Origin of the sequence: Salmonella sp. SAL04157 (assembly GCF_046551635.1) — a bacterium.
Classification (GTDB): Bacteria; Pseudomonadota; Gammaproteobacteria; order Enterobacterales; family Enterobacteriaceae; genus Salmonella; species Salmonella enterica.
In genome coordinates this window covers 99,864-125,915 of the sequence record NZ_JBGDVS010000001.1, presented here as the reverse complement: position 1 = coordinate 125,915, position 26,052 = coordinate 99,864, and the positions used below count along the sequence as shown (strand labels likewise).

Annotated in this window: 28 protein-coding genes and 2 tRNA genes; 12 read left to right on the top strand and 18 right to left on the bottom strand. The window is 51.9% G+C overall.

The window, feature by feature from the left end; all coding sequences use genetic code 11:
• The first annotated feature begins 118 nt into the window (after positions 1-118).
• The 7 genes from ACLJRE_RS00605 (at position 119) to ACLJRE_RS00575 (ending at position 5,720) form a co-directional block, all read left to right on the top strand.
• Positions 119-195 (top strand) — tRNA-Arg (locus ACLJRE_RS00605).
• Between the two features lie 196 nt (positions 196-391).
• Positions 392-468 (top strand) — tRNA-Arg (locus tag ACLJRE_RS00600).
• A gap of 249 nt (positions 469-717) precedes the next feature.
• Positions 718-1,284: a fructose-1-phosphate/6-phosphogluconate phosphatase gene (gene yqaB / locus ACLJRE_RS00595; RefSeq protein ID WP_001528554.1), complete on the top strand. Its 567-nt coding sequence runs from the start codon at positions 718-720 to the stop codon at positions 1,282-1,284.
• Entirely contained in the window at positions 1,281-1,706 is a 426-nt protein-coding gene (locus ACLJRE_RS00590) for a YqaA family protein (protein ID WP_023212479.1), read from the top strand. Before yqaB ends, ACLJRE_RS00590 begins: the two co-directional genes overlap by 4 nt.
• Before the next feature lie 76 nt (positions 1,707-1,782).
• The gene (gshA, locus tag ACLJRE_RS00585; protein ID WP_000611821.1) at positions 1,783-3,339 is read left to right on the top strand and encodes a glutamate--cysteine ligase; all 1,557 of its coding nucleotides are present in this window, start codon (positions 1,783-1,785) and stop codon (positions 3,337-3,339) included.
• Between the two features lie 149 nt (positions 3,340-3,488).
• Entirely contained in the window at positions 3,489-4,004 is a 516-nt protein-coding gene (gene luxS / locus ACLJRE_RS00580) for an S-ribosylhomocysteine lyase (RefSeq protein ID WP_023212480.1), read from the top strand.
• 345 nt (positions 4,005-4,349) lie between these two features.
• Complete coding sequence (locus ACLJRE_RS00575) at positions 4,350-5,720, top strand: carbohydrate porin (RefSeq protein WP_023212481.1); 1,371 nt, start codon at positions 4,350-4,352, stop codon at positions 5,718-5,720.
• Positions 5,721-5,768: 48 nt separating this feature from the next.
• Here ACLJRE_RS00575 and emrB read toward each other — a convergent pair whose 3' ends face one another.
• The 12 genes from emrB to ACLJRE_RS00515 form a co-directional block, all read right to left on the bottom strand.
• Positions 5,769-7,307: a multidrug efflux MFS transporter permease subunit EmrB gene (gene emrB / locus ACLJRE_RS00570; RefSeq protein ID WP_001187298.1), complete on the bottom strand. Its 1,539-nt coding sequence runs from the start codon at positions 7,305-7,307 to the stop codon at positions 5,769-5,771.
• A 16-nt stretch (positions 7,308-7,323) separates the two neighbouring features.
• Positions 7,324-8,496: a multidrug efflux MFS transporter periplasmic adaptor subunit EmrA gene (gene emrA, locus ACLJRE_RS00565; RefSeq protein ID WP_001275603.1), complete on the bottom strand. Its 1,173-nt coding sequence runs from the start codon at positions 8,494-8,496 to the stop codon at positions 7,324-7,326.
• 126 nt (positions 8,497-8,622) lie between these two features.
• Positions 8,623-9,153 (bottom strand): transcriptional repressor MprA, encoded by a 531-nt coding sequence (gene mprA / locus ACLJRE_RS00560; RefSeq protein ID WP_000378431.1) that lies wholly within the window; start codon positions 9,151-9,153, stop codon positions 8,623-8,625.
• A gap of 496 nt (positions 9,154-9,649) precedes the next feature.
• Positions 9,650-10,834 (bottom strand): MFS transporter, encoded by a 1,185-nt coding sequence (locus ACLJRE_RS00555; RefSeq protein ID WP_023212482.1) that lies wholly within the window; start codon positions 10,832-10,834, stop codon positions 9,650-9,652.
• A 164-nt stretch (positions 10,835-10,998) separates the two neighbouring features.
• Entirely contained in the window at positions 10,999-11,994 is a 996-nt protein-coding gene (gene proX / locus ACLJRE_RS00550) for a glycine betaine/L-proline ABC transporter substrate-binding protein ProX (protein ID WP_001216613.1), read from the bottom strand.
• 69 nt (positions 11,995-12,063) lie between these two features.
• Entirely contained in the window at positions 12,064-13,128 is a 1,065-nt protein-coding gene (gene proW, locus ACLJRE_RS00545; RefSeq protein WP_023212483.1) for a glycine betaine/L-proline ABC transporter permease ProW, read from the bottom strand.
• Positions 13,121-14,323 (bottom strand): glycine betaine/L-proline ABC transporter ATP-binding protein ProV, encoded by a 1,203-nt coding sequence (gene proV / locus ACLJRE_RS00540; RefSeq protein WP_000985534.1) that lies wholly within the window; start codon positions 14,321-14,323, stop codon positions 13,121-13,123. Before proV ends, proW begins: the two co-directional genes overlap by 8 nt.
• 354 nt (positions 14,324-14,677) lie before the next feature.
• Positions 14,678-15,637 carry a class 1b ribonucleoside-diphosphate reductase subunit beta gene (gene nrdF, locus ACLJRE_RS00535; protein WP_023212484.1) on the bottom strand — a complete coding sequence of 320 codons (960 nt, stop codon included), beginning with the start codon at positions 15,635-15,637 and terminating at the stop codon, positions 14,678-14,680.
• Between the two features lie 10 nt (positions 15,638-15,647).
• Positions 15,648-17,792 (bottom strand): class 1b ribonucleoside-diphosphate reductase subunit alpha, encoded by a 2,145-nt coding sequence (gene nrdE, locus ACLJRE_RS00530; protein WP_024138323.1) that lies wholly within the window; start codon positions 17,790-17,792, stop codon positions 15,648-15,650.
• Positions 17,765-18,175, bottom strand: coding sequence for a class Ib ribonucleoside-diphosphate reductase assembly flavoprotein NrdI (nrdI, locus tag ACLJRE_RS00525; protein ID WP_001275401.1), 411 nt, complete (start codon positions 18,173-18,175; stop codon positions 17,765-17,767). The genes nrdE and nrdI overlap by 28 nt, the downstream gene beginning before the upstream one ends.
• Entirely contained in the window at positions 18,172-18,417 is a 246-nt protein-coding gene (nrdH, locus tag ACLJRE_RS00520) for a glutaredoxin-like protein NrdH (protein ID WP_000028870.1), read from the bottom strand. The genes nrdI and nrdH overlap by 4 nt, the downstream gene beginning before the upstream one ends.
• Positions 18,418-18,687: 270 nt before the next feature.
• The gene (locus ACLJRE_RS00515; RefSeq protein ID WP_000209807.1) at positions 18,688-19,119 is read right to left on the bottom strand and encodes a carboxymuconolactone decarboxylase family protein; all 432 of its coding nucleotides are present in this window, start codon (positions 19,117-19,119) and stop codon (positions 18,688-18,690) included.
• An 88-nt stretch (positions 19,120-19,207) separates the two neighbouring features.
• Here ACLJRE_RS00515 and ACLJRE_RS00510 point away from each other — a divergent pair, with 88 nt between their 5' ends.
• Complete coding sequence (locus ACLJRE_RS00510) at positions 19,208-20,542, top strand: PLP-dependent aminotransferase family protein (RefSeq protein WP_001528710.1); 1,335 nt, start codon at positions 19,208-19,210, stop codon at positions 20,540-20,542.
• A gap of 83 nt (positions 20,543-20,625) precedes the next feature.
• Here ACLJRE_RS00510 and ACLJRE_RS00505 read toward each other — a convergent pair whose 3' ends face one another.
• Complete coding sequence (locus tag ACLJRE_RS00505; RefSeq protein ID WP_001519557.1) at positions 20,626-20,952, bottom strand: DUF883 domain-containing protein; 327 nt, start codon at positions 20,950-20,952, stop codon at positions 20,626-20,628.
• Positions 20,953-21,113: 161 nt separating this feature from the next.
• Here ACLJRE_RS00505 and ACLJRE_RS00500 point away from each other — a divergent pair, with 161 nt between their 5' ends.
• Positions 21,114-21,464: a DUF2002 family protein gene (locus ACLJRE_RS00500; protein ID WP_000281304.1), complete on the top strand. Its 351-nt coding sequence runs from the start codon at positions 21,114-21,116 to the stop codon at positions 21,462-21,464.
• Positions 21,465-21,498: 34 nt separating this feature from the next.
• Here ACLJRE_RS00500 and alaE read toward each other — a convergent pair whose 3' ends face one another.
• Positions 21,499-21,948, bottom strand: a complete 450-nt coding sequence (gene alaE / locus ACLJRE_RS00495) for an L-alanine exporter AlaE (protein ID WP_000492669.1) — start codon at positions 21,946-21,948, stop codon at positions 21,499-21,501.
• Between the two features lie 899 nt (positions 21,949-22,847).
• On the opposite strand from alaE, the gene stpA reads away from it, so the two are divergent.
• Entirely contained in the window at positions 22,848-23,249 is a 402-nt protein-coding gene (gene stpA / locus ACLJRE_RS00490) for a DNA-binding protein StpA (RefSeq protein ID WP_001051100.1), read from the top strand.
• Between the two features lie 89 nt (positions 23,250-23,338).
• Here stpA and ACLJRE_RS00485 read toward each other — a convergent pair whose 3' ends face one another.
• The 3 genes from ACLJRE_RS00485 to ACLJRE_RS00475 all read right to left on the bottom strand — a co-directional run bounded on the left by ACLJRE_RS00485 (position 23,339) and on the right by ACLJRE_RS00475 (position 24,433).
• Positions 23,339-23,518, bottom strand: a complete 180-nt coding sequence (locus tag ACLJRE_RS00485) for a hypothetical protein (protein ID WP_000494935.1) — start codon at positions 23,516-23,518, stop codon at positions 23,339-23,341.
• Positions 23,519-23,596: 78 nt separating this feature from the next.
• On the bottom strand, positions 23,597-24,124 hold the full coding sequence (locus ACLJRE_RS00480) for a rhodanese family protein (RefSeq protein WP_000022015.1): 528 nt from the start codon (positions 24,122-24,124) through the stop codon (positions 23,597-23,599).
• Between the two features lie 9 nt (positions 24,125-24,133).
• A complete protein-coding gene (locus ACLJRE_RS00475) occupies positions 24,134-24,433 on the bottom strand; it encodes an ArsR/SmtB family transcription factor (protein WP_001749413.1) in 300 nt (99 codons plus the stop codon).
• A gap of 182 nt (positions 24,434-24,615) precedes the next feature.
• Between ACLJRE_RS00475 and ACLJRE_RS00470 the strand changes: the two genes are divergently transcribed.
• Entirely contained in the window at positions 24,616-24,774 is a 159-nt protein-coding gene (locus ACLJRE_RS00470) for a YqaE/Pmp3 family membrane protein (RefSeq protein ID WP_000508175.1), read from the top strand.
• 99 nt (positions 24,775-24,873) lie between these two features.
• Entirely contained in the window at positions 24,874-25,323 is a 450-nt protein-coding gene (gene lysM / locus ACLJRE_RS00465) for a peptidoglycan-binding protein LysM (RefSeq protein WP_000522406.1), read from the top strand.
• A gap of 21 nt (positions 25,324-25,344) precedes the next feature.
• Here lysM and csiR read toward each other — a convergent pair whose 3' ends face one another.
• Positions 25,345-26,022 (bottom strand): DNA-binding transcriptional regulator CsiR, encoded by a 678-nt coding sequence (csiR, locus tag ACLJRE_RS00460; protein WP_000126152.1) that lies wholly within the window; start codon positions 26,020-26,022, stop codon positions 25,345-25,347.
• Positions 26,023-26,052 lie beyond the last annotated feature (30 nt).

Here is a 26,052-nt window from a genome sequence, read left to right as displayed (position 1 = left end):
AGAGTACTCGGCTACGAACCGAGCGGTCGGAGGTTCGAATCCTCCCGGATGCACCATCTCTTACTTGATACGGCTTTCACCGCGGTATCAATATCGGCAGTAAAGCAAGTTTTCCGATGCATCCGTAGCTCAGCTGGATAGAGTACTCGGCTACGAACCGAGCGGTCGGAGGTTCGAATCCTCCCGGATGCACCATATTCTCCGTACTTTCAGTGATGAAGATACGGATAAGATAGCGGTAATCACCGCTGGCACCAGGAAGGATAACGTTGCATCAGCAACGGCCCGAAGGGCGAGCCGTAAGGCGAGTAATCCTCCCGGATGCACCATCTCTTAATTGATACGGCTTTCACCGCGGTATCAATATCAGCAGTAAAGCAAGTTTTCCGATGCATCCGTAGCTCAGCTGGATAGAGTACTCGGCTACGAACCGAGCGGTCGGAGGTTCGAATCCTCCCGGATGCACCATATTCTCCATACTTTATTCTCCATACTTTCAGCGATGAAGATGCAGATAAGATAGCGGTAATCACCGCTGGCATCAGAAGGATAACGTTGCGTCAGCAACGGCCCATAAGGCGAATAATCCTCCCGGATACGTCACTGCCCTGCAATCGCTTTTCCCCTTATCCTGAATATACCTCTTCATCTCTATTAGCGACAAAATCAACCAATTGCGATAAAGTACTGTCTGGTTATTCGGTTTGCGAGAACACGATGTACGCACGTTATGCTGGTTTGATTTTTGATATGGACGGTACTCTCCTGGATACCGAACCCACGCATCGCAAAGCGTGGCGTGAGGTTTTGGGGCGCTATGGTCTTCGTTTTGATGAACAGGCAATGGTCGCGCTTAACGGTTCGCCAACCTGGCTTATCGCCCAGTCAATCATTGAGCTTAACCATGCCGATCTTGATCCCCTGTCACTGGCGCGTGAGAAAACCGACGCGGTAAAAAGCATCCTGCTGGATTGCGTAGAACCACTGCCGCTGGTTGAGGTGGTTAAAGCGTGGCATGGGCGGCGCCCCATGTCGGTCGGTACCGGTAGCGAAAGCGCTATCGCGGAAGCCTTGTTAGCGCATCTGGGGCTGCGTCGTTATTTTGATGCGGTTGTGGCGGCAGATCACGTACAGCATCACAAACCCGCGCCTGACACCTTCCTACTGTGCGCCCAGCGGATGGGCGTCATGCCGACGCAGTGCGTGGTATTTGAAGATGCCGATTTTGGTTTACAGGCGGCGCGGACGGCGGGAATGGATGCCGTGGATGTTCGACTATTGTGAGTGACGGACTGTCGCTCCTGTCTCTGTTTGCCAGTAGTTTTCTCAGCGCAACGCTGTTACCCGGTAATTCTGAGGTGGTTTTGGTTGCTATGCTGGTCTCCGGCGTCAGCCATCCCTGGGTCTTAGTCTTAACAGCAACAATGGGTAATAGCCTTGGAGGGGTAACTAACGTTATTCTTGGGCGTTTCTTTCCGCTGCGCAAAACGTCGCGCTGGCAGGAAAAAGCGACTGGCTGGCTAAAGCGTTATGGCGCAGCCACACTATTATTAAGCTGGATGCCGGTCATCGGTGATTTGTTGTGCCTGTTAGCGGGATGGATGCGCATCCCGTGGGGGCAGACGATCTTTTTTTTGTGTCTTGGTAAGGCGCTGCGCTATGTTGCGCTCGCAGCGGCGACGGTTCAGGGCATGATGTGGTGGTAATAATTGTAGGTTTGGCATGTATGGCCGCCATTACAGTTATGCTTATTAAAACGATTTGGACAGGCGGGAGGTCAATTTGATCCCGGACGTATCACAGGCTCTGGCCTGGCTGGAAAAACATCCTCAGGCGTTAAAGGGGATACAGCGCGGGTTAGAGCGCGAAACGCTGCGTGTCAATGCTGATGGCACGCTGGCGACAACAGGTCATCCTGAAGCGTTAGGTTCAGCGCTGACCCATAAATGGATTACCACGGATTTTGCGGAAGCCCTACTGGAGTTTATTACGCCAGTCGATGGCGATATCCAGCATATGCTCACTTTTATGCGCGATCTCCATCGGTATACGGCCAGGAAACTGGGCGATGAGCGGATGTGGCCATTAAGTATGCCCTGCTATATTGCGGAAGGGCAGGACATAGAGCTGGCGCAGTACGGCACATCAAATACCGGGCGCTTTAAGACGCTCTATCGCGAAGGGCTGAAAAATCGTTATGGCGCCTTGATGCAAACCATCTCCGGCGTACATTACAATTTTTCATTACCGATGGCGTTCTGGCAGGCGAAATGCGGCGTTACGGAAGGCGAAGCGGCAAAAGAAAAAATTTCTGCCGGCTATTTTCGTCTGATTCGCAACTATTACCGTTTTGGCTGGGTCATCCCCTATCTGTTTGGCGCGTCTCCGGCCATTTGTTCCTCTTTCCTGCAAGGAAAGCCAACCACATTACCGTTTGAAAAAACGGACTGCGGCATGTACTACCTGCCGTACGCGACGTCGCTACGTCTGAGCGATTTGGGTTATACCAATAAGTCGCAAAGCAATCTCGGAATTACGTTTAACGATTTGCATGAGTATGTGGCAGGTCTGAAGCGCGCGATTAAAACCCCTTCCGAGGAGTACGCGCGGATTGGTGTGGAAAAAGACGGTAAGCGGCTACAGATTAACAGCAACGTTCTGCAAATTGAAAATGAGCTGTACGCGCCCATTCGTCCCAAGCGCGTGACGCGCAGCGGCGAATCGCCTTCTGACGCGCTTCTGCGTGGTGGTATTGAGTATATTGAAGTTCGTTCTCTCGATATTAACCCGTTCTCACCGATCGGCGTAGACGAGCAACAGGTGCGCTTCCTCGATCTGTTTATGGTCTGGTGCGTATTGGCCGATGCGCCGGAAATGAGTAGCGATGAGCTGTTATGTACGCGTACAAACTGGAATCGCGTTATTCTGGAAGGGCGTAAGCCGGGCCTGACGTTAGGCATTGGCTGTGAAACTGCGCAGTTCCCGCTGCCCAAAGTAGGGAAAGATCTCTTCCGCGATCTGAAACGCGTGGCGCAAACGCTGGACAGTATCCACGGGGGAGAGGAGTATCAAAAGGTGTGTGATGAGTTGGTCGCCTGCTTTGATAATCCTGAACTGACATTCTCCGCCCGGATCCTACGGTCTATGATTGATGAAGGCATTGGCGGCACCGGGAAAGCGTTCGGTGAGGCTTACCGTAATCTGTTACGCGAAGAGCCGCTGGAGATTTTACAGGAAGAAGAGTTTATTGCTGAACGTGACGCTTCAGTACGTCGTCAGCAGGAGATTGAGGCGGCGGATACCGAGCCGTTTGCCGCGTGGCTTGCGAAACACGCCTGACCCAAAAGAAAAAGGCCACTCACGGAGTGGCCAAAATTTCATCGCTGAAAACAGGGATGATGATAACAAATGCGCGTCTTTCATATACTCAGACTCGCCCCGGAACAAAGAGTTCAGTTTATTTTTAAAAAATTATCGGAGGTGACTAAATGCCATTATTAGATAGCTTCGCAGTCGATCATACCCGGATGCAAGCGCCGGCGGTCCGGGTTGCAAAAACGATGAACACCCCGCATGGCGACGCAATCACCGTGTTTGATCTGCGTTTTTGCATTCCGAACAAAGAAGTGATGCCGGAAAAAGGGATTCATACGCTTGAGCATCTGTTTGCTGGCTTTATGCGCGACCACCTCAACGGTAACGGCGTTGAGATTATCGATATCTCGCCGATGGGCTGCCGTACCGGTTTCTACATGAGCCTGGTTGGCACGCCGGACGAGCAGCGTGTTGCCGACGCGTGGAAAGCGGCGATGGCGGATGTGCTGAAAGTGCAGGATCAAAACCAGATCCCGGAGCTGAACGTTTACCAGTGCGGTACGTATCAGATGCACTCGCTCAGTGAAGCGCAGGACATTGCCCGTCATATTCTGGAGCGTGATGTACGCGTGAACAGCAATAAAGAGCTGGCGCTACCGAAAGAAAAACTGCAGGAACTGCATATTTAGTCTTATTGGTAAGCGGTTCCAGTATTTAAATTAACCCCGGTTTATGGCCGGGGTTTTTTATTGCTTAATATAATTTTCGTTTATTATATTTGCGGCGAGAATACGTTTTAAATTAAGTAATGCCTGGCCTGTTAAATAATAAAATGTGATCTGGCAAACAGAAAAGGCGGATAACTCACGATGCCAGAGTGTATTGATCACATAAACTAAAAATCATAAATAATTAATAGAAAAACATAATGGAATGCGCCAGATATCCAGGTAATAACAAGACTCTACTAATAGCCGGTCGATGGGGTTTTTAGCAAATCTTATCTGGTATACATCAAACTTAAGGGATAAAAAATGAAGGCTAAATATTTGGCGCTGATGATCAGTGCTTGCTTTTCTCATAACCTTTGGGCAGCGAATAATATCACTATTGAGCAGCGTCTGGCTGAACTGGAGCAACGTGTTGTTAATGCTGAAAAACGGGCATCCGATGCCGAGGCGCAAATTCGCTCGCTGAAACAGCAGCAGGTCGCCGCTACGCCGACGGTGAATGTCCAGTCCGCCGAGCCCATTGCAGCAGATAAAACGCCGCCGAAGCTGACCTTATCCGGATTCAGCGATATTAAGTTCTATGGCGATGTCGAATTTAATATGGATGCGGCAAGCCGTTCCGGTAGCCTGACCTCGATGAGAACGTCAGCGAATAAAGATTGGGCATCAGGAACCAATGAACGCTGGGATATTAACGGACGCCTGTTGCTGGGCTTTGATGGCTACCAGCGGCTGGACAACGGTAATTTTGCCGGATTCTCTGTACAGCCTCTGGCGGACCTGACCGGAAAAATGAACCTTGATGATGCCGTTTTCTTCTTTGGTCGTGAGAATGACTGGAAAATTAAGGTTGGTCGTTTTGAAGCCTACGATATGTTCCCGCTGAATCAGGATACGTTTATTGAATATTCGGGGAATACAGCGAACGATCTTTACAGTGACGGTTACGGCTATATCTATATGATGAAAGAAGGACGGGGACGTAGCGACAGTGGGGGTAACTTCCTGCTGAGTAAAACTATCGACAACTGGTATTTCGAAGTTAACACATTGCTGGAAAATGGCAGTACGTTATATACCGAGAAGCAGTACCATGGAATGGATTTAAGCAACGATAAAAACGTGGCTTACGTCCGTCCGGTTATAGCCTGGCAAAACGGGCGTTTTTCAACGGCGATAGCGATGGAAAGTAACGTCGTTAACAACGCCTATGGCTATTATGAGAATGGGAAGTGGATCGATCAGTCAGATCGTACGGGCTATGGTTTTACCATGACCTGGAATGGTCAAAAAACTGACCCGGAAGATGGCGCAGTGATTAACCTGAATACCGCCTATATGGATGCGACCGATGAGACAGATTTTACCGCTGGGGTGAATGCGCTGTGGCATCGATTTGAACTGGGTTATATCTATGCGCATAACAAAATCGAAGCCTTCAATGCTACCAATATCGATGCCGTTTGTGAGGACGATTGCTGGATCACCGATCCCGGCAATTATGACATTCACACTATTCATGCCTCATATTTATTCCCCAACGTGATGGATATGAAAAACTTTAACATCTACCTCGGTGCCTATGCTTCATGGGTAGAGGCCAATCCGAATAATGGCGATAACAGTGAAGATGCGCGTTACGGCGGGCGTCTGAGATTCAAATATTTCTTCTGATTGTTGGTCTACTAAAAAAGGGATCCGCAGATCCCTTTTATCAGATAGTTAGTGCGCGCCGCCGCCGCCGCCGCCCGCACCGAAGGGCGGTTTGGCGAACCACACCAGGCCGAGCAGCACCAGGAAGATCCCCGCCGACATCCAGAAGATTTCGTTGGCGGAAATAATCAGCCCCTGATTCGTGATTTGCTGGGCTATCCAGCCTGACGCCTGTTGGTGCGTCATCCCTAAGCCTTCCAGTTTATCGTACATAGCCTGAGCGTTTGGATTATACGCTGTAACCGACTCCGTGAGCTGAGCATGGTGTAGCGACTCACGATCGGTCCACATAGTGGTGGTAATCGAGGTGCCGATGGAGCCCGCCAGCGTTCGCGTGAAGTTCGACAGGCTTGATGCCGCCGCCAGCCGTTCGGGCGGTAACCCGGAGAGCGTAATGGTGGTCAGCGGCATGAAGAAGCAGGCGACGGCAAATCCCTGAATAAACTGCGGCCATGCGGAAGCGCCGAAATCCATACCCGGTTCGAACGTCCAGGCGCGCCAGTAAAAACAGACGGCGTACATAATGAAGCTGAACGTGACCAGCCTGCGCATATCCAGTTTATGCGCGAAGCGTCCGATAATCGGCGACAAAATTACCGGAATAATGCCGACTGGCGCCGACGCCAGACCTGCCCACGTTGCGGTATAGCCGTACACCTCTTGCAAAAGCTGCGGCAGTAGAACAATGGCGCCGAAATAGAGCATATAGGCAAGGCTGATGCACAAGCAGCCAATCGTGAAGTTACGCGATTTAAAAAGAGAAAGATCGACGATAGGGTGATCGTCGGTCAGTTCCCAGACGATCAGGAAACTGATGGCGATGACGGCGACCACGGTCAGGATGATAATTTCCTGCGAGGAGAACCAGTCCAGTTCTTTACCGCGGTCGAGCATAATTTGCAGGCTGCCGATGCCAATCACCAGTAGCGCCAGACCGACGGCGTCAATACGTCGCCGTTCGGTATGCGTTTCACGTCCGCGCAGCGTGTGTAACGTCATCAGGACGACGGCGATGCCAATCGGAACGTTGATGAAGAAAATCCATCCCCAGTGGTAATTATCACTGATGTAGCCCCCCAGAATCGGGCCGCAAATCGGCGCGACAATGACGGTCATTGACCAGAGCGCCAGCGCAATGGAGCGCTTTGCAGGCGGATAGTTATTCAGCAACAGGCTTTGCGAGAGCGGAATCAGCGGCCCGGCGACCACGCCCTGCACCACGCGGAAGAAGATCAGCATATTCAGGCTGCTGGATACGCCACAGGCCCAGGAGGCCGCGGCAAAGGCGACCGTCGACCACATGAACAGTTTGACTTCGCCAAAACGTTTCGCCAGCCAGCCAGTTAAGGGAATCGAGATAGCGTTCGCCACCCCGAAAGAGGTGATAACCCATGTCCCCTGGCTTAGGGAAGAACCCAGGTTCCCGGCGATGGTCGGAATCGCCACGTTGGCAATGGTGGAGTCCAGCACCTGCATGAATGTCGCCAGCGACAGCGCGATCGTCATGATGACGAGCTGCGCGCCCTCCAGCGGTTTTTGCTGTTGCATCACACGCACCTCAGGATTAACCCGCGTTAGCCTGTACGATGTCGTCGATCAGTTTATTGACCGGCGCGAGATTAATTTCGCGTGCGTTACTTTCGGCAACCGGCGTCGTTCGTACCTGGCTGGCCAGTACCTGACCGTCGCGATTAGCGGTATCCACGGTGACCAGCGTCGATAAACCAATACGCAGCGGATGTTGTTCTAACTGGCGGGCGTCCAGTTCGACGCGTACCGGCAGACGTTGAACCACTTTAATCCAGTTACCCGTCGCATTTTGCGCGGGCAGCAGGGAGAAGGCGCTGCCTGTTCCCATATCCAGACCGACGACTTTACCGGTGTATTTTACGTCGTCGCCATAAATATCAGTAATCACCGTCACTGGCTGCCCAATGCGCATGTTCGCTAATTGGGTCTCTTTAAAGTTAGCGTCCACCCACAGATCGGTTGCAGGCACCACGGCCATCAGCGGCGTGGTGGGGCTGATTTGCGCGCCAGGCTGGACAGCGCGGCGGGAGACATAACCAGTCATTGGGCTGACGATGCGAGTACGCTCCAGCGCCAGCCAGGCGTTACGCACTTCGGTCGCCGCTTGTTGAACCGCAGGCTGATCTTCCAGATTACTGTTGAGTATCATTGCCTGGTTGGCATTGTACTGTTGAATGGCGACATCCAGCTGTGCCTGCGCGCTGGCGACGGCATCGCGGGCGTGTTGCAGCTCTTCACGGCCAATAAGATTGGCGTTACCCAGCGGCACACGACGGTTAAGGTCGCTTTGCGCTTGCGCCAGGGCGGTTTTTTGCACGTCGATATTCGCCTGCAACTGCTTGCTGTTAATCATCAACTGGTGCGTCTGGCGCACGCTGGAGGCCAGCGCCGTTTTGGCTTTTTCAAACGCTTGTTTGGCGTCAGTCTGATCGAGCGTGACCAGAACATCGCCCTCTTTTACAAAGTCGGTGTTATCAGCCCAGACTTTCGTCACGCTGCCTGACACCTGCGCCATGATTTGAACCTGGTTCCCTGCCACGTAAGCATCATCTGTCTCTTCAATATGACGCAATACTAAAAACCAATAAATTCCATATGCCACGGCAATAATAACAAAGAGCAAGGTAAGAAGTAGCAGCGCTGTTTTGCGTTTGCCTTTCTTCTTAGCCGGTTGCTGCGGGGTTTGGATCTCCGCATTTGCGCTCATGTTGTTCTCCACGATCTTATTATTCACATCGGCTGAGCCGACCTGTTGTCAGAAAGGCCAGCAGTAACGCGTGCCGGCCTGTCCGCTTTCCTGTTATTAATCTGGATTTTTGAGCGGGTCGGCGCTTTAGCGCAGCGCCTCAAGAACAGTGCCTTCCTGCTCCATTTGATCAAGACGCGTCAGGAGTTTACGAGTGATGTGCTCAAGTTGATCTTTTTCGGCAGTGCTAAGTGATGACCAGAGTTGATGCAGACAATGATGCTGAGGTGGAAGCACTTCTTGCAAAAATGCCTGACCTTTCTCCGTTAATTGCAGATGCAGGCAACGGCGGTCGTTATCGCTCTCACGACGCTCAATCCAGCCTCGTTTTTCCAGCTCATCTGCAATGCGTGTCGCATTGGTGCGAGATGAACCCAGCGCGCAGCTTAATTCAGACGGCTGAATACTGTGGTTTTCCTGAGACTCCAGCGTAATCAACGCCATAAACAACGTCTCGTTAATCCCTTGAGCCTTCAGCATTTTATTGCGGTTTTCCAGGAGCTTGCCTTGCATGTGCATACAAAGACGAGTCAAAAGAATTTCCTGATAAGGAAAGTCTTCGTGACGGCTGGCGCGAAATTTTAGCATTTGTTCAATGGGCGTAAACGAACTATCCATTTGGGCATGACCTCATTAATTTCAGCCGATATAGTAACGACAGTGACAAATAAAGTAAATGTATTATTAATACAAAATCATTCTTTCAGGCTATAAAGCAACCAATGATACGCAGACTGAGACGCCAGCGGGAACATTGGGCCCGGTAAAGCGCCGCCTGCGGCAAATCCAGGAATGACGAGAAAAGCGTGAGTGCCTGCATGAAAAAATCAGGAGAGAACGATAAGCGGGAGGGGCGAAAGCCGGGTAAACGGCCTTACAACCCGATGCAAAAGCCACCGGAATATCACGGATAGCTATCGGTGAACGACCTTCGAATCCTTGAACGGGCGCTATTGGCCTGGGAGCAGATGGGGATGCAGGGCTTTCCATAGAATTATATTATTCTTCACCGGTATAAAAATAACCATGATAAATGAATAGCATAACCTTAACAGACTGGGGAGCTCCTTAACACCCTAAGGAGCTTAAACAAAGGTAAACGCTCACTATCCGCTTAATTTACGGCTTCCTGTCGGTGAAAACCTCGCCACCAGACCAGTAAATTAAGTAAGGCTACCGTGACACCCGACAGACAAACGCCGGCCCAGCCAGCATGTTGCCAGGCGGAGGCGGAAATCAGCGACCCTGCAGCGCCACCGATAAAGTAGCTGGTCATATAGCCGGCGGTGAGCCGGTTACGCGCATCCGGATGCAAACGATAGATGACCGTCTGATTGGTGATATGTACCCCCTGAACGGTGAGGTCCAGTACCAGAATGCCAATAATCAGCGCCAGTACCGAGGTGTGCCCAAGCCAGATAGCCAGCCAGGAGAGTAACAGCAGCAGTAAGCCGAACGTGGTGGTGAGGTGAGATTTACCTTTATCGGCAAATCCGCCAGCCGGACGCGCGCCTAAAGCGCCGGCGGCCCCCGCCAGGCCAAACAGGCCAATCATTCCCTCGGAATAGCTAAACGGCGGCGCGGCGAGCAAAAAGGCCATTGATGTCCAGAGGATGCTGAAATTAGCAAAGGTCAGACAGCCCAGCAGCGCGCGGGTACGCAGCAGCTTATCGTGAATAAACAGGCTGAATACAGAACCCAACAGTTGCGGGTAGTTAAGATGGGTGTCGGATTTGAGCTTTGGCAGTCCGCGCCACAACGCGACGGCCATCAGCGCCATCAGCGCCGACGCTACCCAAAATACGGTGCGCCAACCGCCGAGGTTTGCCAGCAGTCCGGCGACCGTTCGCGCCAGCAGGATCCCCAGCAACAGGCCGCTCATAATGGTGCCGACCACTTTACCGCGGGTGGCGGGCGTCGCAAGCGTGGCGGCCAGCGGAACCAGAATCTGCGCCACCACGGAGAACAGTCCGGTTAAGGTCGTTCCGAGTATCATCATGCTAAGCGACTGACTGCTGGCGGTGATCAGCATTCCGCCAGCCGCCAGCAACGTCATGGAGACAATCAGCGTTCGGCGTTCAAACATGTCGCCGAGCGGCACCAGAAACAACAGGCCAGCGGCATAGCCCAACTGCGCGGCGGTAACGATAAACCCTGCGGAGCTGGCGGAAAGCGAAAAGTGATGCGCGATGGTATCAAGCAGCGGCTGGGCGTAGTAGTTGCTGGCGACCGCCAGACCCGTGGCCACAGACATTAAAACGATCAGCGCCGGGCTAAGCCCATGGGTGGGTTTCGTCATGATGGTAATCGTGATTCAGATAATTATTTCCTGGGAAAACAATCATAGCGGATGTTGATGAATAAAGGGGAACGGTGACGTGATGAATCGTGCGCTTTGAGGAGAGATTGCGTTGGCCGGATAGCGGCGCATGAACTGCGCCTTATCCGGCATAAAAAACGATCTTATTTCTGCGCGGCCAGCGCTTCTTTCACCCAGCCGTCAAACTGCTGCTGGTGGGCGTTGATCCAGCCGTCCACATGGCCCTGAACATCGGCTTCAGACGATTTACCGGCATGCATCATGGCGTTCTGCGCGTTGATATCCGCCAGCGGCAGCTTCATGATGGCGAACAGTTTCGCCGCCGCCGGGTTTTTCTCCGCCCATGCCTTATTGGCGACAATATGCATGGTATTAACCGGGAACCCATAGTTCGCGCCGTTCGGCAGTTTAGTATCAATATTTTTCTGTTCGCCCGGCAGGGAGGAGAACGGCACCTGTAGCCAGACGACATCTTTACCCGGCTTCATTACGTCGCTCACCCAGTACGGGGTCCAGGTGTAATACAGCACCGGCTTGCCTTCTTTAAAACGGGTAATGGTATCAGCCATCATCGCCGCATAGTTACCGTGGCTGACCTCAACGGTTTTTTGCAGATCAAACGCTTTATTCTGGTGATTGATCACGGCTTCGCAGCCCCAGCCCGGCGAGCAGCCCATCATGTCCGCTTTTCCGTCGCCATTGGTATCGAAGATTTTGGCGATTTTCGGATCTTTTAGCTGAGCGATATTGGTGATGTTGTACTGCTCGGCGGTTTTTTTATCGATCAGATAGCCCTGCGCAGCGCCGGAGACGAAGACACCCTCGCGGTAAAACTTTTTGTCTCCGCCTGCTGCGGCATACATATCATCATGCAGCGGCTGCCAGTTCACGGCGGTAAACGTCGCATCGCCAGAGGCGATGGAGGTATAGCCTACGTTGTAATCGACTTCACTCGGCTTATTTACGGTATAACCCAACTTTTCCAGCGCCCGGCTGACCAGTAACGTCTGGAAGGACTCTTCAGAAATAGTGCTTTGGATAGGTTGGACGGTAATGCCTTTGCCAGGCAGGTCGGCAGCGAAAGCGCTGGCGGTGACAAGGGTGGCAAACGCTGAGGCAAATATCACAGTATGTCGCATCGTTGTTCCTTTAATTATGGTAGGGAGTTGTAAGCCCGGTAAGCGCAGCGTCACCGGGCGTCAGGAGAGTTACTTAACGAAAGGGCGGGTGATTAGCCCAACAGGACCGGTGGTATACCAGCGACGGTTACCGCGGCTACGCGAGTCGCGCCCGACGGCCTGCGTCAGACGGTCCAGAATGATGGCGAGAATCACAATGCCGACGCCGCCGACGGTTGCCAGCCCCATATCAAGACGACCAATGCCGCGTAGTACCATCTGGCCAAGCCCACCGACCGCAATCATCGAGGCGATGACGACCATCGAGAGAGCCAGCATCAGCGTCTGATTAACGCCTGCCATAATGGTGGGCATCGCCAGCGGTAACTGCACTTTGAACAACATTTGGCGCGGGCTGGCGCCGAACGAGCGCGACGCTTCAATTAAGTCGGCAGGCACCTGGTTAATGCCCAGGATCGTCAGGCGTATAATCGGCGGTAGAGCAAAAATAATCGTCACCACCACGCCCGGCACGTTACCGATGCCGAATAACATGACAATCGGCACCAGATAGACAAACGCGGGCGTGGTCTGCATCGCATCCAGCAGCGGACGAACTATTTTGGCCGCACGCGGGCTGCGCGCCAGCCAGATTCCCATCGGTAATCCGATCACGATGCAGAACAACAGGGCGGTCAGCACCAGCGCCAGGGTAATCATCGCCTGCGACCAGGCACCGATCGCGCCGATGGCGATCAGCGATATCAGCGCCGCGATCCCCATGCCCACGCCGGAAACCTGCCAGGCAATCAGCGCAAAGAGAATAATCGCCACAGGGGCGGGCATGCCCAGCAGCAGTTGCTGAAAGCCGTTAAGGATGTAATCCACCGGCACACGAATCCCCTGAAAAAGGGGACGGAAATGGGTAACGACCCAGTCGATTCCCTCTGTGACCCAGCTATCCAGCGGGATCAGCGTCTTATGGAACGGGTCCAGAAGAGAAAAGTGTTCAGGAGCTGGCGCGGGCGCGCTGTTCAACCAGTCGGTACTGCCGCCGTCCGTGGCTACGCCTGCCGGTGTTCCCCAGGCATCAGCCGTTTGCGTCGTCGTATCGGCCACCTGTGCGGTATCCCACGGATTCGTTTGATCAGCCATTGTTACCCCCCTCGCGATCTAAAGCCTGTAGCAACATACGTTTTGAAATAATGCCAACATACTGGTGTTCTTCATCGACAACCGGCACCGCGCAGGGCGCCTGGCCGACGTGAGAGAGCAACTCGCTGAGTGGGGTTTGCGCATCAACGACTAAAGGGGCGTCGATAAGCGCCGCTTCAATCCCTTGCGCCTGGCTTAATGCCGCTTTTAATGAGTCGATGGACACGACGCCCACGAATTTATTGCCACGCTCAATGACGTAACCATATTCACGGTCTTCATCCTGTAATAATTTCAGTGCCGAACGGGGACCGAAACCTGGCGTTTTACGAATTAAGCCGACCGGACTGCGACGGGCAATATCTTTGGCGCTAAAGACCTGGCTAATATCCACGCCACGGAAGAACGTGCGGACATAATCATTTGCCGGATTATTCAGGATCTCATCCGGCGTACCAACCTGTACGACCTCGCCATTTTGCATGATGGCAATCCTGTCGCCAATACGCATAGCCTCATCAAGATCGTGGGAAATAAAGACAATGGTGCGCTGATGTTTCGCCTGTAATTTCACCAGCTCATCCTGCATTTCGGTACGAATTAATGGATCGAGGGCGGAAAATGCTTCATCCATTAATAAGATATCAGGGTTGATTGCCAGCGCGCGGGCAAGCCCAACACGCTGACGCATCCCACCGGAAAGTTCATCCGGGTAGGCGTGAGCGTAATTCTCAAGCCCTACCTGACGCAAGGCGTCCAGCGCTTTTTCGCGACGCTCTTGCGCCGCGATGCCCGCTAATTCCATACCGAATGCCGTATTATCCAGCACGGTCATATGCGGCATGAGCGCAAATGACTGGAAGACCATCGCAATCTTTTTCCTGCGCACCTCGCGAAGCTCAGCGTCTGATATTTTGGCAATATCAACGCCGTCAATCAGTACCTGTCCGCGGGTGGGTTCAATCAGGCGATTGAGAAGGCGTACCATTGTGGATTTACCCGAGCCGGATAATCCCATGATGACAAATATCTCGCCTTCTTCAATGGCCAGACTGGCGTTTTTAACGCCAAGCGATAGCCCCGTTTTTTCCAGTATTTGCTCTTTCGATAGTCCCTTTTCAATATATTTGAAGGCACGCTGCGGATGCTCTCCAAATATTTTATACAGATTCTTCACTTCTAATTTAATTGCCATGCAATAGAATGATTCCTGTTATTTACTTATGTCGATATGTTACCTGATAGAAATAGTTACCTTTTTCTACCCTAACATACTCAGAATCTGAGACAACCCTGAATTTGCTTCTGGCATGAATATTGCGAGGTGCTATCGGCTGTGATTTCCCATGATATAAGGGCTGAACGCGAATGGAGAGGGAGAGATATTTTTTGGGACAACCAGCAAAAATCCACCTGAATTGGGGGAATCCAGGTGAATAATCTCACTCGTATTGAGTGTAGGACATGTTGTAATATTTGCGCGATTTAACCCGGTATTGCCTGAAATAAAGGCATGGGAAATGTAACGTTATTTCCCATGCCCGTAAGGTTAAAAATTCCAGTCTTCGTCTTCGGTTTCGACTGTTTTCCCCATCACATAAGATGAACCTGAGCCGGAAAAGAAATCATGGTTTTCGTCGGCATTCGGCGAGAGCGCGGCAAGGATTGCGGGATTCACGTCTGCCATCTCCGGCGGAAATAACGCCTCATAACCCAGGTTCATTAAGGCTTTATTGGCGTTGTAGCACAAGAAGGCTTTGACGTCGTTAACCCAGCCGGTTTCCGCATATAATGCTTCTGTGTAGCGGATTTCGTTGTCGTACAGTTCCATTAACAAATCCAGCGCGAAAAGCTTTAACTCTTCACGCTCGATTGCCGATGGTTTTTGTAGCGCTATCTGATACTTATAGCCAATATAATAACCGTGAACCGCTTCATCGCGAATGATTAAACGAATCAGGTCGGCAGTGTTCGTGAGCTTACCGCGGCTGGAGAAATACATCGGTAGCCAGAAGCCGGAATAGAACAGAAAAGACTCTAAAAAGACGCTGGCAATCTTTTTCTTTAGCGGTTCATCGCTGACGTAATGAGCCAAAATAATCTGCGCCTTACGCTGTAGCGGCGGGTTTTCTTCGCTCCAGGCGTAGGCGGCATCAACCTCTTTTGTCTGGCACAGCGTGGAAAAAATAGAACTGTAAGAGCGGGCGTGTACCGCTTCCATAAAGCTGATGTTCGACAGTACTGCCTCTTCATGCGGCGTGATGGCATCTGCCATTAACGACGGCGCGCCTGCGATGTTCTGGATAGTGTCAAGCAGCGTAAGACCCGTAAACACGCGAATGGTGAGCTGCTGTTCGGCGGCACTCAGCGTCTGCCAGGCCGGAATATCATTCGATAACGGCACTTTTTCCGGCAGCCAGAAGTTACTGGTCAGCCGGTTCCACACCTCCAGATCTTTGTCGTCCTGGATCTTGTTCCAGTTGATGGCGCTAATACGAGATAATTTCATATGGCTTTCCTTATAGCGCGCAGGATACGCAGCCTTCAATTTCAGTACCTTCCAGCGCCAACTGGCGAAGCCGGATGTAATACAGTGACTTAATACCTTTTCGCCAGGCATAGATCTGCGCTTTGTTGATATCGCGGGTCGTGGCGGTATCGGGGAAAAACAGGGTGAGCGACAGTCCTTGATCGACGTGGCGCGTGGCCTCGGCATAGGTATCAATAATTTTTTCCGGACCGATATCGTAGGCATCCTGATACATGTCCAGATTTTCATTGGTCATAAACGGCGCGGGGTAATACACACGCCCGGTTTTGCCCTCTTTGCGAATCTCAATTTTGGCCACAATCGGATGAATGCTGGAAGTCGCATGATTAATGTAAGAAATCGAACCGGTCGGCGGCACCGCCTGCAAATTTTGGTTATAGATGCCATAGCGCATCACATCGTCGCGCAGCTTTAGCCACATTTCTCGTGTGGGCAGCGTAATGCCGCTGCGGGCAAATAGCGCCCTGACTTTCGCCGTTTTCGGTTGCCAGTCGTCCTGTAAATACTGCGTAAAATAGTCGCCGCTGGCATAGCGCGACTGCGCAAATCCGGCGAAGGTTTTGCCGCGTTCGCGGGCCAGCCGCATTGAAGTATGCACGGCATGCCAGGTAATGGTGTAAAAATAGAAATTGGTGAAATCCAACGCCTCCGGCGAACCGTAGGCAATGCCTTCTCTCGCCAGATAGCCATGCAGATTCATCTGGCCCAGACCGATGGCATGAGAGGCGGCATTACCGGCGGCTATTGAGGGCACGCTGCGTATATGGCTCATGTCCGACACCGCCGTCAGGCCGCGAATAGCGGTTTCTACGGTACGACCAATGTCCGGTGAATCCATGACGTGAGCGATATTCAGCGAGCCGAGATTGCAGGAGATGTCATGCCCGATGTGGGTATAGTCAAGGTTATCGTCGTAACGGGAGGCGCTATTGACCTGTAAAATTTCCGAGCACAGATTGCTCATATTAATGCGACCAGCAATGGGATTCGCGCGGTTTACCGTATCTTCAAACATGATGTAGGGATACCCGGATTCGAACTGAATCTCCGCCAGTGTTTGAAAAAAGTCACGGGCGTTAATATAGGTTTTACGCACGTGTGGATCGGCAATTAATTCATCGTACCGTTCGCTAATGGCGATATCGCCAAACGGTTTGCCGTAGCGTCGTTGTACGTCATAGGGCGAAAAGAGCGCCATTTGCGCGTTTTCTTTCGCCAGCCGGAAGGTAATATCCGGGATCACCACGCCGAGAGAGAGCGTTTTGATCCGGATTTTTTCGTCAGCATTTTCCCGTTTGGTATCCAGAAAACGCAGAATATCCGGGTGGTGCGCATGGAGATAAACCGCGCCGGCCCCCTGGCGCGCGCCAAGCTGGTTGGCATACGAAAACGCGTCTTCCAGCATTTTCATCACCGGGATCACGCCGGAAGACTGATTCTCAATGCGTTTGATCGGCGCGCCCGCCTCGCGCAGATTGGAGAGTAAAAACGCGACGCCGCCGCCGCGTTTGGAGAGTTGTAGCGCCGAATTCACCGCCCGCCCGATCGACTCCATATTGTCTTCGATACGGAGCAGGAAGCAGGAGACCAGTTCCCCACGCTGCTGTTTACCGCAATTTAAAAAAGTCGGGGTGGCGGGCTGAAAGCGACCAGAAAGCATTTCATCGGTCAGTTGGGTGGCCAGCGTTTCGTCACCCTGCGCCAGCGTCAACGCCACCATTGTCACCCGATCTTCAAAGTGTTCCAGATAACGTTTGCCGTCGAAGGTTTTCAGCGTGTAACTGGTATAGAACTTCCAGGCGCCAAGAAACGTCTGGAAGCGAAAGCCGCTGGCGTGGGCGTGCTCGAACAGGCGGAGGACGAAGGCGCGGTCGTAACGCGCGAGGACAGCGTCATCGTAATACCCTTCCCGAACCAGCGTTTCCAGACGTTCATGCTGGCTGGCAAACGTCACGGAATGCGGGCGGACGTGGGCGGCAAAGAAGGCGTCGATCGCCTGCTGGTCCTTGTCGAACTGAATATGGCCTGCTTTATCATAAAGATTCAGCATCGCGTTCAGGGCGTGGTAATCCATGGTTTCCTGCATTACGCGCTCCGGGGTAGTTGTTGCCAAAATTCATTTACTCCTTTTCGGACGTTATCGATGTCGCGTTGTGTGCCCATGAGCTCAAAGCGGTACAGCCAGGGGACGCCGCATTTTTGTGCTATCACATCGCCAGCGCATCCCCAGGCATCGCCGAAATTGCGATTACCGGAGGCGATAACGCCGCGAATGCGCGCCCGGTTGTGTTCATCATTTAAAAAGCGGATCACCTGTCGCGGCACCGCACCGGCCATCCCGCCGCCGCCGTATGACGGCACAACCAGAATGTACGGTTCGTCTACCTGAATTCGCTCCCGTTCATTGAGCGGAATACGCGTGGCAGGCAGCCCCAGACGCTGCATAAAACGGTGCGTATTTTCAGAGCTGCTGGAGAAGTAGACGAGCGCGCTCATGCGTTTGCCGCGTGGGGTGTCGGGTGCAGACGGTTAATCATGTCCGGGCGGAAGCCAGACCAGCTCAAATCGCCCGCCATCACCACCGGTAATTGACGAAATCCTTGCGCCCGGAGCGTATCCGCTGCATCCGGCACCAGATCGACGTTCACCATCTCAAATTCAAATCCACGGCTTTCCATCGCCCGCTTTGTGGCGTGGCACTGAACACAGTTATTGCGAGTGTAAATAGTAATGCTCATGATTCGTATTTCCATTTAAAATGAGAAAACGGCGCGATGAAACGCGTCGGATTGTCGTGTGTTGATACAGGAAATACTAGATGTAGTTGAATTAAGATTCAACCATACAAGATATGGGAATTTTCGATTGATTTTAACGCCGCTGATGAACGCAGCGGGGTAGGGCGGCATGGCTAATTTTTGCCGGATGGCGGCGTGAACGCCCGATCCGGCCTGCAGGTTGACGCATAACAGAGTTGGCTGACATCTGCGCCATCCGGCAACAATGCGTCACATTCGCATACCAATCGCCAGACGGTTAAAGCAGTTCATTAAACCAATAGCGAAGGTCAGATCGCTGATTTCACGCGCGCTGAAATGATCGAGCAGCGGCAGGTAAACATTATCTTCGGCGTGGGTTTCAGCAATGTGCGTCACCGATTCCGCCCAGGCTAACGCCGCGCACTCTTGCTCGCTGAAATGGTGGCTTACCCGCCATCCTGCCAGCGCATCTAATTTAGCTTGATTTACGCCAGCCTTACGCAGCGCTTTGCTGTGCATCTCCAGGCAAAATGCACAGCCATTTATTTGCGAAACACGCAGGTAAATCAGCTCCATCAGAGTGAGGTCAAGCGTGCTCTTTTCCAGCGCGTTTTTCGCCTGCACCAGAGCGCTGTAAACCTCCGGGCTCAGTTCATAATAGGGTTGGCGTAACGTCGTCATCATGTTTCTCCTCGTGTTGATGACGAGCACTGTAGCACTATAATGGTCTGTAAAAGAGAGCCATATTTTTACAGAAAAAGCAGACCATATGCCGCGCTATCAACACATTGCTCGTCAGTTAAAAACGGCCATTGAGCAAGGAGAACTCGCGCCCGGAACGCGTTTGCCGTCCAGTCGGACGTGGGCGCAGGAACTGGGCGTTTCTCGCGCCACGGTGGAAAATGCCTATGGCGAGCTGGTGGCGCAGGGCTGGCTGGAGCGACGTGGCCAGGCAGGCACGTTTGTGAGCAACGCTCTACGGTTTGAGACGGCGCCGCCGATACCCGCTGTTTTTGCCGGAGAAAGTCCGGAACCGAAACCTTTTCAGATGGGGTTACCGGCGCTGGATCTCTTTCCGCGCGAGAAGTGGGCGCGAGTGATGGGGCGTCGGTTGCGCACGCAGACGCGCTTCGATCTGGCATTAGGCGACGTCTGCGGCGAGGCGATTTTGCGCCAGGCGATAGTCGATTACCTGCGGGTTTCGCGTAGCATTGAATGCCTGCCGGAACAGGTATTTATTACCTCCGGATATGCGGATTCTATGCGGCTGATCCTGCGTACATTGTCTGTGCCGGGAGACAGCATGTGGGTGGAAGATCCCGGCTTTCCGTTAATTCGCCCGGTGATAACGCAGGAGGGGATTACGCTGGCGCCGATTCCGGTCGATGCCGATGGGCTGAATGTCACGGCGGGGATGCGGGATTGCCCGCAGGGACGCTTTGCATTGGTGACGCCCGCCCACCAAAGTCCGTTGGGGGTGGCGCTGTCGTTAACTCGCCGACGGCAACTTCTGGCATGGGCGGCGAATGTGCAGGCCTGGATTATTGAAGATGACTACGACAGCGAATTTCGTTATCACGGTAAACCGCTTCCGCCGCTCAAGAGTCTGGATGCCCCGCAGCGAGTGATTTACGCCGGAACGTTCAGTAAGTCGCTCTTTCCGGCATTACGTACCGCCTGGCTGGTGGTGCCGATAAAGCAGATTGAGCATTTCCGCCAGCAGGCGTCGCTGATGCCCTGTAGCGTACCGTTGTTATGGCAGCACACGTTGGCTGATTTTATCCGTGATGGCCATTTCTGGCGACATCTGAAAAAGATGCGTCAACATTATGCTCAGCGACGGTTATGGATTGAAGAGGCGCTGGCAGAACAGGGATTTGTTGTGACATTACAGAAAGGCGGTATTCAATTGGTTATTGAGGTTGAAGGCGATGATAAAGCGCAGGTAGCGAAAGCGAATCAGGCCGGACTGGCGGTACAGGCGCTAAGCCGTTGGCGAGTGGTTTCATCAGGAAAGGGGGGCATTTTACTGTCGTTTACCAATATTACTTCCGCTGGCATGGCGAAACAGGTCGCATGGCAGCTGCGACAGGCGATACAGTAACCGTTTCGCCGAATGGCGCGACCTGGGCCTGCGGCAATGATGCAGGCCCAATAAAGTATGTCGCCATCCGGCAGCGCACGTCGTTAGCGACGCAGGCTGAGCAGCGCCCCGATAAAAATCCCTACCGCTGCGGCGGTTCCTACGCTACACCAGGGTTTTTCACGCACAAACGTATCCGCGCACCCCATCGCATCACAGGCGGCTTGTTTTACGCGAGTACGACCCTGCATCCGCGCCCGGGTCTCTTTCAACAACGCCTGTGCTTTACGTCGCGCAGCCTCGGCTTCGTCTTTCGCATCGCTTCCCCAGGATTTAAGGACATCTTCCAGACTGTCGGCTAATCGATTGACATCATTCTGAATATCCTGAACACCATCATCGACGTCGTTTCGGTTCGGTTTGTTAAGCATATGATCCTCCATTGATTTCGATGTAGCTTTCAGTGTAGTTCATATTTTTACCTGCTGAGGCTTGTTACGGCGATATCATGCGTTTCTGGACTTTTCTGAAAGCGTTGATAACGCGCTATCGGGTAAGGTAAGCCCGCAGTAAAAGAGAATGAGGATAAAATATGTATTTACGACCTGACGAGGTGGCGCGGGTACTGGAAAAGGCAGGGTTTACCGTCGATGTGGTGACGAATAAGACGTATGGTTATCGACGCGGCGAGAATTATGTTTATGTTAACCGCGAGGCGCGTATGGGGCGTACCGCGCTGATCATTCACCCCAGATTAAAAGACCGTAGCTCATCACTGGCTGACCCGGCTTCGGATATTAAAACCTGCGATCACTACCAAAATTTTCCGCTCTATTTAGGCGGCGAGACCCACGAACATTACGGTATTCCCCACGGCTTTAGCTCCCGAATAGCGTTAGAACGTTATCTGAACGGGCTTTTTGGCGACGAAAAAAGCGACTAAAAGCGCGACTGGCAATGCCAGTCGCGACGTTAACTTATGCCTTAGCCTGATGATAGCTGCTCACTTTAAACAGGCGACGACAATAATCCAGGAAGTAGCCATAAACCGCGCCCATTAACATTGAAACAACAATGTTTGAACTCACGGCGGCCACTATCTGATGCCAGCCGGCGCCGACGGTCAGCAAGATGATAATATAAACGGGTGACTGAAAGGTGACATAAGCCAATACATCCGCCAGGTTTTTGGCCCATCCCGCCGGGCTTGCCTTACGCGCGACGCGCATAATCAGATCGCGGTAAACGCCGTATGGCCATGCAATCAAAATGTTGACAGGTATCGCCACCAGCCTGGAAGAAAGCGACTGCTCAAAGCTCATTCCGGAGAGGAATATCTCGATCAACATGTTCACAACAGAACAGTAAACAACCATCGCAAACGTGTCTGCTACGGCATGACGCAAGCGTGACTGTGGAGAGAACATGTTAATGCTCCTTGTAGCGTATCGATCAGAATGAGGTGATGGTTGGTAGTGAAATCATAAAGCACTTTTGTCTTTGAATAGAGTATATCCCTATATAATAACTATCAACTAGTGTAATATTTTTATTTATAGGCTTTTTGTCGATAAAATACTCTACGATTGTGTGTTTTTTGCTCGCGGCGAGATTTTCGTTGTTTTTAGTCATTAATTACTTTTAAATCAATGCATTATAATGCATTGTTTTTCTGGCGATTTTCAGCCACATTCCAAATGTTGTCAGATGCGATGTATTCTCGGCTAACGGCACGCGCTCTACTTTTCTCAGCATAATTATAGCTATTGCAGGCTGATTTTTAGCATAAAGCTCTGATGATGATTTTTGAATGGTTAATCTATTATTGTGCTGAAATATTCACTTCTGTATAAGGTCAGCCACCGTGAGGGTCACCGTGGCTACTGAGATACGCAATACGCTATATATTCTATGGATTTCGAATTGCTTAAAGGCGGCAAGAGAGTGAGTCACCAGGAGCATAGATAACGATGTGACTGGGGTGAGCGGCAAATCTGCCGGGAGCAGATTTGAACGTCGCGTGCGACGGCCCGTCAGGGCGAGGCCCATGGATGGGCCGGGTAATCCGTAGCCAACACATAAGCAACTTGAAGTATGAAGGGTATAAACAGCTGAACGGGAAACCTACAGATATACCGTAGGCAGAATAACCTGAAATACACAGGGGGTAATGAATATAACCTTCTGGTTAACAGATTAATATAATTAATGGAGTTATACTGAGTATATCTGTATGAACTTTAGGATCTGGAAATATAATCAATAATCGCATACAATACCGCCTGTAATAGTTTTTTGTTTTCTGCGTTAAAAGGTTTTTATTGATATGAATTTGATGTTACAGAACTTAAATAATATCCGCACGCTGCGTGCTATGGCTCGCGAATTCTCCATTGACGTTCTTGAAGAAATGCTCGAAAAATTCAGGGTTGTCACTAAAGAAAGACGCGAAGAAGAAGAATTGCAGCAACGCCAGCTTGCCGAGAAGCAGGAGAAAATTAATGCCTTTCTGGAGCTGATGAAAGCAGACGGTATTAACCCGGAAGAGTTATTTGCCATGGATTCAGCAATGCCGCGTTCTGCTAAAAAGCGCCAGCCGCGTCCGGCAAAATATCGTTTTACTGATTTCAATGGCGAAGAAAAAACCTGGACCGGACAAGGTCGTACGCCTAAACCGATTGCCCAGGCGCTGGCGGCGGGGAAATCTCTGGATGATTTTTTAATCTAATCACGGATAACCTTTAACGGATGGCGCTTCGTTTCCTGTCTCTATTAACCGGGACTCAGGGAACGTTGCGCCATGCTCATTCTGATAAATCAGCACACGCCAAAATCGCCCTCTTCGCAATAGGGGGTGACATCTTCCGCTTTGAGGATCAATTTTTCGCCCTGCTCATTGCTGGCCTGTACCGCGACAATATGATCCTCGTTGACTTCAATCACTTTCAGTTTCGGCCCCCCCATTCGGGGCTGTACAAAATCGCCTGGTGTGAACATCACGCCCTCCTGTTGAACAATGCTATAAACCCGCCTTCAGTCTACTACACACTTACCGACGCGTGGTGAAGGTACCGCTTAATGAGTACGGGTATTCCAGGGCATTTTTTCCAGTAGTCGCGCCATTCCGCAGAAGCCGGTCATGCCTGCCAGCATTAACCCGGCCCCGACAAAACCGCTAATGAGGAAAAAGCCGCCGTGGACGGTATAGCCCAGAATCACCCCAAGCAACGTCAACCCGCCGGCGGCGATTTGCACCTGACGCATCAGCGGCAGCGGTTGCGATTTGTCTTCTGTGACGGGCAATCCTGCCGCTTTCCATCCGTCGATACCGCCTTCCAGTAGACTGACCTGAGCAGGGGCGGCAATGGCCTGTAGTTTTGCTGCATTGCTGCTGGTTCGTTTACCGGACTGACAGTGAAAAATAATCTGTTCCGCTCGCAGGTTGGCGGGCAAATCGCCCTGTTCAAGCCGGGAGAGCGGCGCCAGTTGCGCATGTGGAATATGCTCGCGCAGATATACATCGGCGTCGCGCACATCAATCAGTTTCGCGCCTTGCGCTATCAGCGCTTGCGCCTCACGGGGGGAAACTATCCCAATGGACATCGTGCCTCCTTATGGACAATAGAGATTCTTTAACGTGGCGATAATCGTATTAACCGCCTCATTTTTAATGAAATAGTGAATGCGCTGGGCATCGCGTTGACTATCAATCAGCCCTTCTTCCCGCATCCGCGCCAGATGTTGCGACGTCGCGGAGGGGCTTAGCCCGGTAATGCGCGCCAGTTCGCCTGCGCTGGTTTTTGGCGAACCGCAAAGCATACATAAAATCAGTAATCTTTTTGGGTGGCTCATCGCTTTGAGCAGGGCCGCCGCCTGTTCTGCGCTGGACTGAAGTTGTTCAAGCTCTGTCATAGTTATTTAAGCATTTTCTAAATTTAGTTAATTCTAAAATAAACGTCAACCTAATGCCAGCGTAAAGAGCGTAAAGGAGGGTAAAAGCGCGGCGCGCGACTGGCAGGCTCAGGTAAACTGACTATGCTTAGAGATAAAATCTCTTTTTAAACAATGACTAATTTTGCTTGTATGGAGTGTATATGGGTTTCTGGAGAATTGTATTTACGATTATTTTGCCTCCGCTCGGCGTACTTTTAGGAAAAGGGTTCGGTTGGGCATTTATCCTTAATATCCTGCTGACATTACTCGGATATATTCCGGGGCTTATCCACGCATTTTGGGTTCAGATGCGTCATTAATTACCGGCCACCGGCGGCGCATAAGCGCCGCTTATCAGGATAACCTCATTCCCTCTGCTACACTTTTCTTTGTGTGTATTTTTGACAAGCGAGGTGAATATGGGACTTTTCAATTTTGTAAAAGATGCAGGTGAAAAACTCTGGGACGCGGTAACCGCTAATCATGATAAGGACGATCAGGCGAAAAAAGTCCAGGAACATTTAAATAAAACGGGAATACCCGACGCTGACAAAGTGAATGTGCAAATTGCGGATGGAAAAGCGACAGTGACGGGTGATGGGCTGAGTCAGGAGGCAAAAGAAAAAATTCTGGTTGCCGTGGGGAATATCGCCGGGATTAGCAGCGTTGACGATCAGGTTAAAACCACGACGCCAGCGGCTGAAAGTCAGTTTTATACCGTAAAATCAGGCGACACCCTGAGCGCTATTTCAAAGCAAGTGTATGGTAACGCCAATCTGTATAATAAAATCTTCGAGGCAAATAAACCGATGCTGAAAAGCCCGGAAAAAATATATCCGGGACAAGTGTTGCGTATTCCTGAAGAATAATGGCTATCAGGCCGCGCCAGGCTACATTTTTCCTGCCATCGCCTGGCGAATAATGGGAATCGGCGTCAGCAAATGCTGACGCATTAATTCGCTGGCGCGTGCCGCCTCGCGCGCCAGTATCGCTTCGGTTAGCGTGTGATGCTGAATATGTTTATCTTCCAGCATCTCGACGGACAGAACGGTTTCACGTAACCAAATAAAGCGGTAGCGGGCCGCCAGGTCAAATAAGCGTTCACGCATCTGTAGCAGATAGTGGGAGCCGCACCCGGCGACAATGGCGGAATGGAACGCCTGGTGGCGCTGGTCCCATTCATCGAGCATATGTTCACTGGCATCGCTGGCTTCCAGTTTACTGAGCATATGCGCTCGCGCCAGGATCTCCGCCTCCCACGCATCATCGCCGCGTTCAATCGCCAGGCGTACCAGCATCGCTTCCATATTGGCGCGCGCGTCAAAAATATCGAGGAGTTCCGCCTCTGACATGGATGCCACGCGATAGCCTTTTTGATTCACCACGGTGACCAGCCGTTCCGCCACCAGTTGCGACAGCGCCTCGCGCAGCGGCCCTACGCCGAGCGCATAGCGGGCGGTTAATAAACTCATCCGCAGTTTCTCATCCGGCTGATAAGTGCCGCGAATAATGTCATTTTTAAGCCAGCGATAGCCATCTATGGCCGTCGGTTGGGAAAGGGCGGTCATCTTTTACTCCTGAGAAGCTTCCCGGCTGAC